Raw genomic sequence first — 14983 nt, 5'->3', positions numbered from 1 at the left:
TACGGGCTCGACTCGCTGTATCGCGTAGTGCGCGTGCAGAGCCCGAGCGTGCCTGGGCCGGACATGGATGCGCCACCCCAGCGCTACGAGACGCTCGCGCGCTTCGATCTGGTGGGGAACAAGACGCGAAGTGTGGACGGAAACCACCACGAGACGCGCATGGAGTACGACTTCGCCAACCGGCTCGTGCGCACGGTGGATCCAGTGGGCCGAGAGGAGAGACGCGAATACGACCTCAATGGCAATCCCAAGGTGGAGCGCTGGCTGGCGGGAGGCATCGAGCAGCGTCGTCGCACGACGCGGTACGACGGGCTGAACCGGCCCTTCGAGGTGAAGGAGACATTCAAGAGCCTGGGGAATGCGACGGACACCTACGAATCGCGGATGGCCTACGCCGACGCGCAGAACGCGGTCGCGACGAAGGATGCGCGCGGCTTCTTGACGGTAGTCCTCAAGGACGACCTGGACCGGACCTACCAGCAGACGGTGGACGCGGCCAGCGAGCCGAGCGGCACACTGGGACGCACGCCGGATGACTCGAGCGTGGGAAGCGCGCTCGGGCTGACCACCCGCCTCGAGTACGACAGTCACGGCAATCTGGCAGCCCAGGTGGACGCGCTGAACCGGCGCACCGAGGAGAAGCACGACGCGCTGGGGAGGCTGTTGGAGCGGCGCAAGCCCATGAGCGTCATCGAGTCCTTCGTCTATGACGGCGAGGGTCACGCCATCCAGCAGACGGATGGTCGCGGCATCGTCCGTACCACTGGCTACGACGTCGCGGGCCGGCCGGCGCTCGAGCGGCTGGTGGAGAGCATCTCCAGCGGAGGCACGCCGCTCACCACGCTGGAGCGCCTGTACCTCGATACGCCCGATATCGACACCGGTCTGGTTCGCGTGGTGGAGCGGGACGCTCGCACGTTTGAAACCATTCACGTCCAGGACGGCCTGCATCGCGAGGTGCGCGTGCAGGACGCACTGAACCACGTTCGAGAGTCCCGCTTCGACGCGCAGAACCTGCGAGTCGCACGCGATGCCAAGGGACACACGACCCGCTACGACTACGACGCTGCGGGAAGGCTCACGAAGCAGCAGGACTTCGACATCAACCAGTCCACGGCACGCTATACCCAGACAAACACGTACGACGATGCCGCACGCAGCCAGACCCTGGTGGACCGGCGCGAGATTCCCACCGTGCGTCTCCATGACGGCCTGGGCCGGCGGGTGAGCGAGACGCGAGGCCTCGGCAATACGCTCCGCATCGAGTCCACGACCTACAACGCCGCGGGCCTCGCGGTGACACGGATCGATCCCAACAACCACACGAGCCGCTACCGCTACGACGCCGCAGGACGACTGCTGGAGGAGACACGAGGAGTAGGCACGCCGGAAGCGGTAACAACCCGGCACACCTACGACGCGGTCGGCAACCTGGTCTCCACGCTGGGCCCGAGAGACCCGGGCAAGCCCTACACGAACCGCTGGACCTACGACGACCTGAACCGGCAGGTGCGCTCCGAGGATGCCCTGGAGCGAGTCACGGCAAGCGCCTACGACGCCACGGGCAACCTTCTGTGCGTGAAGCGCCCGCTGGGGCACCCGACGATGGGACATGGCCAGGCGACGGGCCTCACGGTGGAGCAGATTCGGGCTCAGGTCTGCACAGGAACCCACGTCACCCGCTACACCTATGACGAGGTAGGCAAGCTCACGGACGTGGTCGATGCACTGGGAGGCCACTACTCCTTCGTCTACGACGCCACGCGCAACCTCGTGGCAAAGCAGGATGCCAACGGGAACCTCTCGACGTTCGAGTTCGATGCGCTCGGCCACCGTATTGCCGAGCACGTCCACCTCGACGCGCACTTGCGGCTGACTGCGGCGCACCGAACCACCCTGCCCCTCTTCGAACCGGGCGCCGAGACCCTGTCCGACGTGGGGACCCTCACCTGGCGCTCGACGTACGACGCCAACGGCAACCTCGAGACCTTCACCGACGCCAAGGGACAGGTAACAGCCTCCGTCCATAGGCTGCTGGACCGCCTGGCCTCACGCACCTACTCGAACCACGCTCTGCCGAGAGCCTTCCCCTCTATCGAGGCGCAAAGCTTCACGTACGACGCCAACGGCAATCTCACTGACATCATCGAAACCAAACGGACAGATGCGAACACTGTCGTTCAGCAGCACACCACGCATACGTACGACAAGCTCGACAGGCTCGAGAGCACTAGGCTTCCCTCAAACAAGACCCTTGCCTTCACGTACTACGCGGCAGGGCAGCGAAAGAGCGTGACCGACCCAGACAACGTCGCGACGAGTTATCAGTACGATGCGCTCGACCGGGTCTCGCAAGCGATCATTCCTGGGGGTACGATCATCTTCAAGTACTGGCCCGACTCGCTCCCGCAGACCACGGAATTGCCCAACGGCTTGACTGAGCAGCGCTGCTACGACGTCGCAGGCCAACTCACCAACATCGTTCTGGCCCAAGGCGCTGTGTCCGAGGACTGCACCCCAAATGGCCCGCTGCGCAGTCGCTTTGCCTATTCCTACGACCTCAACGGCAATCGGCTGCGCCAAACGGAGACACGCACTCAACCCGATACTCAGGCACTGGCATCCCCTGAGACCACCACCTACGGCTACGACGCCCTCGACAGGCTCACGGGCGTGGCCTATCCCGACGGCCGAGTTGTCCTCTATCGTCTGGATGCCGTCGGCAATCGGACTGGAGAGCGCGACGCTCCTTCTTCGGTCGTCTCATCGCTGGGCCCGGAAGCCTTCGACTCAGTCTCTGCTGGCCAGCTCTCACGAAACACCTCTGGAACCTTCAACCGTGCTGACTGGCTGATGCGCCTTGCTGACCATCTGGATACCTCCAGAGAGCGACAACTCAGCTATGATGCGAATGGCAACCTCTCCTCTCTTATCTCGTCCGCGCGCACTCGCTCGTTCTCGTGGGACATTCGCAACACACTCACGATCGCACACGACAACGACCAGGAGGTGGGCCGCTATGACTACGACGCCAACCTGCAGCGCATCTGGCGCCACACCGCTCACGAGAATGTGGAGTACGTGCAAGATGGTCACTTTGTCCTTCAAGAGGTGGATGCGACGCGACTGACGAAGCGCCGCTACCACTACGCTCAGAAACCGTTGGCTGTCAGCGACAGCACTGGCGCCAGCACTAACACCCGCCTCCTCAGCAACGACGTACTGGACAGTGTGTCCCTCGCAACGTCCCTCACCGGCGAGGTGACGACGACACGCCAGTATGACGCCTGGGGCAATCACCGGAGTGGCACAGGCCCCTCGGCCGGCGATTTCAAGCTGGGTTTCACCGGGCACCAGCTCGACGTGGAGACAGGACTGACCTACGCACGCGCTCGGTACTATGACTCCGAGTTGGGACGGTTCATGAGCCGTGACAGCTACGAAGGCAGACTGGACGACGCTCCGAGTTTACATCGGTACGTGTACGCGTACGCCAACCCGCTGAAGTGGAAGGATATCACCGGGCACGACCCTGCATTGACCGAGTTCGGACAGAACATCCAGGGAACTCTCTATGAGGCAGAAATCTCTCAACTGAGCGGAGAGCAACTCGCCAGTCTTCTGCATGCGGTGGCCTACCAGTACAGAGGCGACCATGCAGCAGAGAAACTACAGGCGGTGCTCAAGGATCGAGAGCAGTTGCAGAAAACGGTCTGCGACTACATCCACTGTAATACGAGCACAACGGGCTGGCTGTTTGAAAACGTCAAGCGCACGTTCGGTTCTGCCAGCAGCCAAACCGCCGACTATCTCTCCTCTCTACCAGTCGTCCACCAAGTCGAAGCGGTTGGAAACCAAGTTGAAGAAGTAATTGAGGCGACGAAGGAGAGCCTCGGGGAGACCGTCAAGGGTGCCACCATCAATGCGATCTCTTCCAAGCAGGCTGCGCCACTCGGCGACAAGTTTGCATCTAGCATGGGTGAAGCAGCAGAACTTGAGACCCATCTTTTCCTAGATGCGGCAGAGGGCTACGCTGAAGGCAAGTTGTTAGAGGGTGCTATTGTAGGAGGCGGCACTATCCTTGGCTCGCTGATGAAGGCAGAAACGACCCCAGCCATGCCTCGGGTTTTGAAGAAACTTGAAGCTGCCGCAGCAAAGGAGAGCGGTAGAGTCGATGGAGTGTTCCATGTGACACCCCAGGGGGTAGCTCTTCCCAAGGGGCCCAAATACGAGATTCCTAAGAGTTATGTTGAAAATCCCTATCGTGAGGGCAATTATGGTGAAATCATCGATGGGAAGTACACCGAGCGACTGCGGATAGATCCAGGCACGCCTACTGGAGAGAAGGGGCCAAACAAGAGCCACTACCATATCAATAACGGCAAAAAACACTACAGCCCTGCACCGGGCGAAAAGGATCCAGGGTTTAAGTAATGACCGAAAGAATTAGAGAGACTTTCGACACACTAGAGTGGCACGACTCAACACTGCTGAATATCAACATCGATCGCTCGGCACCTGGTAAGCGCGACGAGGTAGAGATGCTCGTCGAGTGGACAGACGGCCAGAAGCAAAAGATCCGATTCACTGACTGTTACGGCCTCGATGCTCAGATGAATTTTGGGGTGATCGGCCCGGATTCAATCCTGGAGGCGTGCTGTATCAGCGACTCACCTAAACTGACGGGACTCAAACAACAATGGGCTGTCATGGGAGTAGACCTCGTAGACATACAATGCTTCGAGATCACTACCAACACCACAGCAAGCGTAATAAGGGTTTTCGCTCGAAGGTTCGAAATATCCGCTGCATAAGCGACGGTATTGAAACGCCTAGGCTGGGAATTCTGGGAACTGCGCTGATTTGTTGAAGGACGCTGAGAGAGAATGCCTCAGGCCGTCCTTTTCAGGATGTAGTGACACCACCCAACAACAGTACTACCGAGAGCAGTGACCGTCTCCGATAGTGAACTCAATTCAACGTTCTATCGCCGGGATGGCGCGGAACCTACTCACGGCAGGATAGCGGCGTGGTATATCATGCCAAGATTAGAATAGAGGTTGACTTTAGGCTGCTGAGCAATGCTCTCTCAAGCTGAAGAAGCGGCGCGTATTCCCTGCTGCATCCCTGGTGTGGCGGGGGCCGGGTGAAGGCTCTGGATGAGCAGGCCTCGGAGGACTTCGGTCAGGTCTTCTCCTAGCGCCATGGCTCCGGCTGGGGCACCCTGCAGTTTCTCAGGCACGGTGTTCCCCACCACGGCCACGGGCACTCGGATCTCCCAAGCCAGGTAGCTGGCGAGGCGCACTGCTGCCTCGGAGGTGTCCATCAGCAGGGCTCCCACCGCTCCCGCGCTAAAGGGGCGCCATAGCGGCCGCGCTGCCTCCGCCGGGGGCAGGACGCAGAAGTCCAGGTGCAGCACTTCGCTCAGTTCCAGCCTGCCCAGTGTCCCGAAGCCGCTCTTCACGGCTGTGGGCTCTGCCGACACCGCCGCCAGGCCCGGCAACTGCGCGAACAACCGCCTTGCCGCAGACGGGCCGTTGCCGCAAATGAACACCTTTGCTGTTACCACCTTCAGCGGGGACTTCCCTCGCAGCACCCGGCTCCGCAGCGCGTGCAGCTCCGCCGGTCCCAGCAGAGGGCCACTCCCCTCCTCCTCTCCCTCCGCCACCCTCGCCACACCCTTCTGCATCAGCGTGATGAGGACTCCCAGCACCTCCAGGTCCGTCGCCGGCGCCAGGTCCAGCACCTCTCCCAGCGCCCTCGGCTGCCTCAGCAGGTCCACCACCTGCGCCGTCACCGGGTGCTGGTCCTGGGGCAGGTCCGCATCCGGCGCGATCACTAGCCGCGTCGTCCGTGGCGGCAACGACGGCATCAGCCGGTTCACTTCGTCCGCCTGCCGCATTCCCTCCAGCAACGCGTCGTCCATTGCCCGGGTGATGCGTGGCTTCCCTGGGCTCGTTCCCGGCGCGAAGGTGAACGTTCCCTCCGTCCACGTCAGCAGCCGGAATAGCGCCTTCTCCCCCTCCACCCTCCCCAGCCTCGCGTTCACCGGCCGCCCGTCTCCGACCTGGATCTCTCCTCGCTCGTTGCCTCGCTCCAGGCTCAGCTTCCCGCTGCGCTTGTTCATTCCCAGGATCTGCATCAGATCCGGAATGCCCAGCTGGCTCAGCGAGCCTTCAATCTCCTGCGCCTCGCTCTTGAGGTCCTTCGCCGCCTCCGCCCGCCGGAAGATGTGCTCGATGCGGCCCAGCACCTCGTCCAGGTTGAACGGCTTCTTCAGGTGCGCAGCCAGCCGCAGCCCCCTCAGCCGATCCAGGTCCTGGTTGGTGGTCGTCAACACCACCGGCACCTCCTCCGTCCGCGGGTTCGTCCTCAGAATCTGGATGAACGTCCTCGCGTCCAGCAGCTTGCACGCCTCGTCGAACAGCACCAGGTCCGGGTGCCGCAACACGCAGATCTCCAACGCCCTCGAGCCGTCCGGCGCGTAGTGCACCTGGTAGCCCCTCTGCCTCAGCGCGCGCGTCAGCAGCCTCACCGAGTCGAGGTCGGGGTCCGCCATGAGGATCTTCCGAGCCTGGGCCACCGTGCGCGCTCGCTAGTACGGCTGCAGGTCGTACTCGGCCTGCAGCTTCGTGATGAGCCCGTCCACCACCGCGGTGTCCGAGGAGTGAAAGCCCCACGTCGCCCCTTTACCCCGCCGCTGGATCAACGCGTACGAGGCGTGCTCCGAGAGCCAGAACAAGAACTCGTGCCTCGCAACCCGCTCGTCCCCTTCCAGGAACACCGGCGTCACCGCCGGGTGCGAGTCCAGGTCCAACCGCCGCCCCAACAGGTAGATGCGCGAGGCCAGCTCCGGCGGCGCTGTCTCCAGCCCTGACGCGATCGGCAGATCCGCACGGATCTCCGGCCCTCCCACGTACAGCAGCCCGCGCGAGCCCGGATCCCTCAGCAGCTCCCGCGCGATCTCCGCCTGCAGCTCGTCGAACAGCACGTCCGACACCTTGCCCCGCCGCGACGGCTCCGCCCGCTCGTCCGAGGGCAGCTTCGGGCTCGACGGCATCCCCAACAGCAGCTCCACCTCGTCCCAGAACGGCAACCCGTCCAGCAGCAGCCGCCGCTGCAGCGACGCCCGCCGCTCGTCCATGCGACGCCGGCAGCGGTGCACCAACTCGTCGAAGTCCTCGCCGTCCTTCGGGAACGTGCTCGCCCCTCCCACCAGCGCCAGCGGCAACTTCCCCTCCACCTCCTGCACGTCCGGCTCGTCCCGCACCGCCGCCACCGCACGCCGCACGAACATCAGCGCCCCGAAGAAGTCCGTCTCCGGCAACAGCAGGTAGAACTCCTGATCGCTCGCCTTCGCGATCACGTCCGAGTCCCGGATGATCCGCGACAGCGCACGGATGATGCCTCGCACCGCCTTCTTCGCGTCCCCCGCCCCCAGCCTCACCCGCACCAGCGGCAGGTTGTCGATCGAGAACGTCAGCAGAGAGAACGTCCGCCCGTAGCGCCGCGCCTTGTAGATCTCCTTCGACGCGTAGTCCGTGAAGTAGCTGAGGTTGTACGCCGCCGTGTCCCGGTCCCTCAGCCCCAGCCGCTGCAGCGCCAGCATCCGCCGCCCGTTCTTCACTCCAACGGCCGCGAAGTCTCCAATCACCCGCGCCTGCCGCACGTGCTCGGGCAGGAACTCCCCGCCAATCGGGTCCGAGAGCTGCGCCAGCCCCATCAGCTCCCCCCCCGCCACCAGAGGCACGTACAGCACCGGCGAGCGCTCCTCCCGGACCAGCCACGGCGCGGCGTCTCGCAGCCGAGCGGCCAGCGCGCCCTCCGGCTTCATCCGCTCCACCAGGAACTGCCTGTCCAACAGCCCCCGGTAGGCCCGCAGCACCAGCTCGCCCCGGTCATCCCCCAGCCACAGCGCCGCGCTCTGCGCGTCGCACACCGCCGCCAGGTCCGCCGTGACGCGCTCCTGCAGCCCCTCCAGATCCGGGTACGCGAGGAACTCCAGGCAGCGCCGGTGCAGGTTCTGGTCGCGCGTGAACTCGAGGTTCTCGTCGCGCAGCTGCGCCCGCTCGTGGCGCAGCGCCACCCGCTGCAGCGCCCGGTCCACCACCAGGTAGAGGTCCGCGTCCTCCACCGGCTTGGTGAGGCAGTCGGCCGCTCCGGCCTTCAGCGCCATCTCCGAGCCCTTCACGTCCGGCCGGGCGCTGACGAGCAGCACTTCCTGGTCCGGGTTGCGCTCGCGCAGCTTCGCCGTGAGCTCGAAGCCGTCCATCCCCGGCATCATCACGTCCGTGATGACCAGATCGAACCGAGTGAGGGCCGCCTCCTCCAGCGCGCGAGGACCGTCCTCCGCCGCGACCACCCGGTAGCCCCGGCGCGTGAGCATCTCCGTGGCGAGCTCTCGGAAGAAACGGTCGTCGTCGACGAGGAGGATGGTGCCTGCCACGGCGGGGAGGTCTCGAAGGGCGAGAGAAGAGGAAGAGGTTACCGACCCGATGGGAGCCCCACAACGCCCTCGAAAACGAACGCCACCGGGCCTCGGAGGCGGATGTCGGACAGGTCCGAGGGGACCCGGATGCGCAGGTCCCCGCCCGGAAGAGTGACTCGCAGCCAGGCATCCGCCGGCAGCCGCTTCGCCAGCACCGCCGCCGTCGCCGCCGCGCAGGCGCCCGTCCCGCACGCCTGCGTCAGCCCGCAGCCTCGCTCCCACACCACCACCGTGAGGCCATCCGCGTCCACCCGCACGAACTCGACGTTGGTCCGGTCCGGAAAGGAGGGGTGGCGCTCCAGCGTCGGGCCCAGGCGCTCGGCCTCATCCAGCGGACGATCCAGCAGGACGAGGTGCGGGTTGCCCATGCTCACCGCCGAGCCGCGCAGCCCCGCGTGGCCCGGCACGGGCGCCTCGAGGAACGGCTGGCCCGTGGCCCCCGAGGGCAGGTTCGGAGCCACCAGCCGCGCGGGCCCCATGGAGATGTCCACCTCGGCCACTCCGCCCTCGCCGTAACCCGGGACACACGAGAGGACTCCGGCGCCGGTCTCGACCTGGATGCGCTCGGGCCGACCGCCGGAGGAGTCCACGAGGTACTTCACCGCACAGCGCAGGCCGTTGCCGCACATCTCCGCGATGCTGCCGTCGGCGTTGTGCACCACCATCCGCGCCAGGCCGGCCGCCGAGGGAAGGAGCGAGAGGACTCCGTCCGCGCCGATGCCTCGCCGCCGGTCGCACATCCACCGAGACTGCTCGGCGTCGATGTCCACGCCCGTCTGGCGCCGATCGAGCACGACGAAGTCGTTCCCGAGCCCGTGGTACTTGAAGATGCGTTCGCGTTCCGCCACGGCTTCATCCTAGCGGCGGAGGCTCACTCCTGCCCGTCTACCTTCGGGGGAATCCCCGGGCCGACCGTGGGAATCGAGCTGCTCGGCCTGTTGGGTAGGGCCGTGGATGAGACCGGAGGACGCCCCGCCCCGCCGCCAGCGACGGGGGTGAGCACAGGCGGCCCTCCCGCGGTTCCAGGCGTGGGAGCCAGGGCAGGCCGGGAGCCTGTCCCCGGAGCAGGCGTGCGGACAGGCGCGCCCGACAGGGTACCGGGGCCCGGTCGAAGGACCGGGGGCGCCGAGCCTGCGGCCGCTGCGGCCGGGCGAGGCGCGGGCGCTCCCGGGATGGGGGGCAGGGTCGCGGGTCGCCGGGCCGGTTCAGCCTTGGCTGCCACCGGCGTGGGCGTCGGCTTCGCGGAGGCGGGAGCCGGAGTGGGACGTGCCGCCGCCGCGCGCCGGAGGTTGGCCAGTTCCTGGTCGTACGTCACCACGCGCTGCTGGAGCTCCTCGAGCTTCTGCTCACGCTCGGTCAGGGTGGCGCGCAGGTCCTCTTCCTGGGTCTTCGCGCGGGCCAGCCCCTCTCGCAGCTCCTGCGCCTCGGCCTCGTGGACCCGGCGCTCGCCCTTGAGCCGCTCCAGCTCCTCGGCCATGGCGGGATCGACGGCGGGCACCTTGCCTGCCTCGGCCTCCTCCAGCCGGGTGGTGAGCTCGCGGATCCGCGTCTCGAGCCTCGCCTGATCCTCCAGGAGGATCTTCTTCTCCGCGCCCAGGCTCTCCGCCTCCTCGCGGAGGATCGGAAGCTCCCGCTGGAGCGCGGTGAGGCGCTCGGTGGCCTCCTTCTCCCGCTGCCGGGCCGACTGCGCCGCCTCGGTGGCCTCCTTCTCCCGCTGCTGGGCGGCCTGCAACGCCTCGGAGGTCTCCTTCTCCCGCTGCCGGTTCGCCTCCTGCGCTCCCTCCGCCGCCTGCGTCTGGCGTGCGCGCTCGGCCCGCTCGGTCTCGAGGAGCTTCGTGGCCTCCGCGGCGGCGCTCTCCAGCGACGACACCTTGCCTTCCAGCCGCACACGCGCCGCCTTCGCCACGGTCAGGTCCGACTGGAGGCGCTCGCGCTCGGAGTTCAGGGCGGCGCGCTCGGCCTCGATGCGGCTGAGGCGCTCCTGCTCCGCCTTGAGCGTCTCGTTGGCCCTGGCCAGCTCCGCGCGAGCGGACTCCAGCGCGGCCAGCTCCGCCTCCAGGCGGCCGATGCGCTCCTGTCCCGTGCGCAGCGCCTCGTTGGCCTGGGCCAGCTCGCCTCGGACCGTCTCCAGCGAGGCAGCGCCCTCCGTCTCGAGACGGCTGCTGCGCTCCTGCTCCGTGCGCAGCGCCTCCTGGGTTCGGGCGAGCTCGGAGCGGGCAGCCTCCAGATCGGTGCGGGCGGACTCCAGCGCCGCGCGCTCGGCCTCCAGCGAGGCTTCCGCCGCGGAGGCCCGGCCCGCGAACCGCCTCGCGGACTCGAGCTGCACCCCGAGCAGCTCCGCCTGCTCATGCTCGGCGGTCAGACGGGCCCGGGTGTCGTTCAGCTCGGCATCGAGCCGCGCGAGGTGGAAGTCTCGCTGCTGCAGGGCCTGGCTCATGCGCTGCAGCTCCGCGCCCAGCCGCATGATCTCGACACGCGCGGCCTCGAACTGCGCCACTCCGGCGAGCAGGCGCTGACGCTCGGCATCCCAGGCGGCCTCGCGCTCGCGAGCCAGGGCCTGCTCCTGCTCCCGGGCCGCGGTGCTCTCCTCCACGCGGGTGGTGAGCTGACGAGCACGCTCCTCCGTCTCCGCGAGCGCGCGCTCCAGGGTGGCCACCCGTGCCCCCTGCTCCGCCAGCGTGGACCGCTGTTCCTGGGCCGTGCCCTCCGCCAAGGTCTTCTCGGCCTCGAGGCGCTCCAGCGTCGCTCGGAGCTCCTGCTCGCGAGCCGCAGCAGCGGCCAGGCTCTCCGCGCTCGCTCCACGCTCCCGCTCGACGAGCGCCTTCAGCTCCTCGTGGGCGGTGCGCTGCTCCGCCAGCCGCGCCTCGAGCCCCTCCAGCTCCGCACGCAGCTGGGTGCCCGCCTCGCGCTCGGAGTTCCAGCCGTTCCGAGCCTCCGAGAGCAGGCCCGCGATCTGCTCGCGCTCCCGCTGCTCCGTGTCCAGCGTCTCCTGGAGCTGCGCGAGTGAGGCCTCGGCCGCCTCGCGATCCTTCCGCTCGGTCGCGAACGCGGCGCGCAGCTCCGCGAGCCCCGCCTCACCCTCGGATCTGCCCTGACGCTCCGCCGCGAGCTCTGCCTGGACGGTGGCCAGCGAATCATCGAGCCGGGCGTGTGCCTCGCGCTCGGTGGTCAGCTCCGCGCGGACGCTCGCCAGCGACTCGTCGAGCCGGACATGCGCCTCGCGCTCGGTGGCCAGCTCCGCGCGCACCTCTTCGAGCGAGGTGACCAGCCGCCGCTGCTCCTGGAGTCCCGTCTCGAGCTCGCTCCGGGTCTGGGCCAGCGCCGCCTCCGACTGGGCGCGCTGCTCCTGCTCCGATGCGAACTCGGACCGGAGCCGGGCCAGCAGCTCGTCCGCCTCCATCCGTCTCTGGCGCTCCGCGCTGAGCGCGGCCTGGGCCGCCGAGAGCGCCTCCACGTCCTGGGAGTGCCCGCTCTGCTCCGAGTCGAGCTGCGCCCGCACCGCCGCGAGCGCCTCCTCCACCCGCGCACGCTCCTGACGCTCCGAGGCCAGCTCCTCCCGCGTCCTCGAGAGCGTCTCGTCCGTCCGGGCGCGCTGCCCCTGCTCGTCCGAGAGCGCGGCCCGGAGCTGCTCCAGCATCGTGTCGACCTGCGCACGCCGGGCCTGCTCGGCCTCCAGCGCCGCCTGGGTCTGCGCCAGCGTCACCTCGGCCCGGGTGCGGTGCTCCCGCTCTCCCTCGAAGTCGACCCGGAGCTGGGCCAGCGCATCGCCCGAGCGAGCACGCTCCCCACGCTCGGTCTCCAGAAGCGACCGGACCTCCGCCAGCTCCGCATCCAGCCGGGAGCGCTCCTGCCGCTCCGTCTCGAGCGTCCCGCGGGTCTCGGTCGCCAGCGCCTCGGCCTTGGCGCGTACCTGCCGCTCGCTCTCGAGGTCCGACCGCAGGCCGGTCATCTCCCGCGCCAGCTCGTCGCGCAGCTGCTCCCCAGCGCCGAACTCCGACTGCATGGAGGACAGCTTCTGCTCCAGCTCGCCGCGCAGCTGCTCCCCGGCCTCCAGGTCCGCACGGAGCCCGCTCAGCTTCTGCTCCAGCTCGCCGCGCTGCCGCTCGCCCGTCTCCAGCTCCTCACGGAGTCCGGTCAGCTCCCGCTCCAGCTCGCCGCGCAGCTGCTCCCCGGCGTCCAGATCCGCACGGAGTCCGCTCAGCTTCTGCTCCAGCTCGCCGCGCTGCCGCTCGCCCGTCTCCAGCTCCGCGCGGAGTCCGGCCAGCTCCCGCTCCAGCTCACCGCGCCGCAGCGCGCCGGCCTCCAGCTCCGCCCGAAGCCCGACCAGCTCCCGCTGCTGCTCATCGCGAAGCTGCTCGCCGGCCTCCAGCTCGGCCCGAAGTCCTGTCAGCTCCTTCTCCAGCCCGCCCCGACGCTGCTGCTCCGACTCCAGCTCGGCCCGAAGTCCGGCCAGCTCCCTCTCCAGCCCGCTGCTCCGAGCCCGCTCCGCCTCGAGCGCCCCTCGCGAGGCCTCCAGCGCCGCCGTAGCCTCGGCCACCTGCCGCTGCAGCTCCTCGCGAGCCTCCGTCAGCTCCTGAAGCTTCTGCTCCGCCTCGGCCAGCGCCAGCGCCGTCGCGGTACGCGCAGCGGACTCGGTCTGGCTCAGCGAGCGAAGCTGCTCGAGCTGCAGCTCCAGCGCCTCGCGAGCGGCCGTCTCCCGCGCGAGCTGCACACCGACCGCCTCCGTCCGAGCCCGCTCCTCCGCCACAGCCTGGGCGAGCCGCTGCTCTCCCAGCTCCCGCTCCGACTCGAGCGACTGCGCGAACGCCGCGGCGGCCTTCTCACGATCCTCCTCTAGATCCGCCATGCGGCCACGGGCCGCGACGATCTCCTCGTCGAGCTTCTCGATCGTCTCCCGAGCCGCCAGCTCGGCGCGCTTCAGGGCCTCGAGCTCCGCCGTCAGCCGTGCCGAGACAGCACGCGCCGCCTCCAGCTCCGTGCCCAACCCACGCAGCTCCGCCTCTCTCTCCGCCAGCCGGTCCTCGGCCTCCTGACGCCCGGCCTCGGCGGCGGACACCCGCTGCCGACCCTCCTCGAGCCCCCGCGCCACCCGCGCCAGCTCCGCCTCCTTGAGGAGGAGCGCATCCGCGGAGGCCTGCGAGGCCTCCTTCACCTGGGCCAGCTCGACCTTGAGGTGCTCCACCGCGGCCAGGGCCTGCGAGTACTGCTCGGCGATGCGCAGCTCCCGCTCCCGCGCTGCCTCCGCCTGCCGCCGACGATCCTCGACCTGCTCCTGCGCCCGGTCCGCCGCGAGCCGATCCTTCTCCCGCGCAATCCGCAGGTTCGACAGCTCGTCCTGGAGGTCCCGAACCTCGGCGTACGCCTGGGTCAACCGCTCGCGCGTCTCCTCCAGCGCGGCCCCCACCTCCTCGCGGCGGGCGCGCTCCAGCCGCTGGGCCTCCTGAGCCGCCAGCACCTGCACCCCGGCCTCGGCCTGGACGCGCTGCACCCCTTCCAGCTCCAGGCGCTGCTGCGTCATCCGCCGCTCGGCGTCCGTGAGCCGCTCCTGGGCCACCTGCAGCTCCAGCTCGCGGCGGCGCAGCTTCGCGGCCAGCTCATCCCGCTCCCGGGCCTGCTCGGTAGTGCCCCGCGCCTGCTCCAGCTGCGCGGTCAGCCGGGCCACCTCGTCCCGAGCCAGCTCCAGCTTCGGATGAAGCGCCGTCACCTCCGCCTCGCGGTCCGACAGCTCCGCGCGGATCTTGGTGACGAGCTCCTTCTGCTTCCCGGCGCGCTCCTCCCAGGCCTTGGCGCGCTGGGCCACCTCGTCCAGCCGTCCCCTGGTGAACGCGAGCGGCTCGGGCGGGAGCTGCACCCATGTGGGGTCCACGATCCGCGCCGGCTCCTGGCCGGCCATGACGACGAAGTACGCCGCCTCGCCCCCGCGGATGAGCGAGCCATCCACCTGGAGGCCCTCCCCGCGCTCGAAGGCGAGCTGGTAGCCCAGCAGCGGGCTCTGGGTGGCCACCTCCACATGAGGGAAGTGCGCCGAGAGCACATCCAGCAGCTGCCCGTACGTGGGCGGCACGCCCTCCTCCACCTCCATCAGCTGCCACAGGGCCAGGCCACCCACGTTGCGCAGCCCACCAATGAGGTAGCCCTGCTTCGCCACCAGCCGCGCCAATTCCGCCAGCAACGCCGGGGCGCGCACATAGGGCGCCAGGTCCGCCACCAGCACGGTGTCGAAGCTGCCCGACTCCAGGTCCTCATAGACGTTGGCGCGGTAGCGCAGCGTGGGGCCGCCATGGGCCTTCTGCGCGGCCTCGACGGCGGCCATATCCGCGTCACAGGCCACCACCACCCGAGCGCCGCGCTCCAGCAGGAAGCGAGCGCTCTCGCCGCCCGTGGAGGCCACCGAGTCCACCTCGAGCACCCGCCTGCGGGCGATGAGGCTCTCCACGAAGATGTAGCGGGGCAGCAGTTCACTGGGCCCCATGCGGCGGAATGTGGGATGCATGG

The 14983-nt window shown here is 68.2% G+C and carries 5 protein-coding genes; 1 reads left to right on the top strand and 4 read right to left on the bottom strand.

Going from position 1 to position 14983, the window contains the following annotated elements; genetic code table 11:
- The first annotated feature begins 63 nt into the window (after positions 1–63).
- Entirely contained in the window at positions 64–4434 is a 4371-nt protein-coding gene (locus KY572_RS43545) for an RHS repeat domain-containing protein (protein WP_224249694.1), read from the top strand.
- Between the two features lie 655 nt (positions 4435–5089).
- Here the strand turns inward: KY572_RS43545 and KY572_RS43540 are convergent.
- Genes KY572_RS43540 through KY572_RS47600 form a run of 4 tightly spaced genes read right to left on the bottom strand, consistent with a single transcriptional unit; the run spans position 5090 to position 14981 of the window.
- Positions 5090–6583 (bottom strand): DUF4388 domain-containing protein, encoded by a 1494-nt coding sequence (locus tag KY572_RS43540; protein WP_224249693.1) that lies wholly within the window; start codon positions 6581–6583, stop codon positions 5090–5092.
- 12 nt (positions 6584–6595) lie between these two features.
- Positions 6596–8446, bottom strand: coding sequence for a response regulator (locus tag KY572_RS47980; protein WP_224249692.1), 1851 nt, complete (start codon positions 8444–8446; stop codon positions 6596–6598).
- A gap of 38 nt (positions 8447–8484) precedes the next feature.
- Positions 8485–9336 (bottom strand): diaminopimelate epimerase, encoded by an 852-nt coding sequence (gene dapF, locus KY572_RS43530; protein ID WP_224249691.1) that lies wholly within the window; start codon positions 9334–9336, stop codon positions 8485–8487.
- A 23-nt stretch (positions 9337–9359) separates the two neighbouring features.
- Positions 9360–14981 (bottom strand): methyltransferase domain-containing protein, encoded by a 5622-nt coding sequence (locus KY572_RS47600; protein WP_263452476.1) that lies wholly within the window; start codon positions 14979–14981, stop codon positions 9360–9362.
- Between the last annotated feature and the right edge of the window lie 2 nt (positions 14982–14983).

It is taken from the genome of Hyalangium gracile (assembly GCF_020103725.1).
In the GTDB taxonomy this organism is placed as follows: Bacteria; Myxococcota; Myxococcia; order Myxococcales; family Myxococcaceae; genus Hyalangium; species Hyalangium gracile.
The sequence above is the reverse complement of the archived record's forward strand: the minus strand, read 5'-3'. Positions and strand labels throughout refer to the sequence as shown.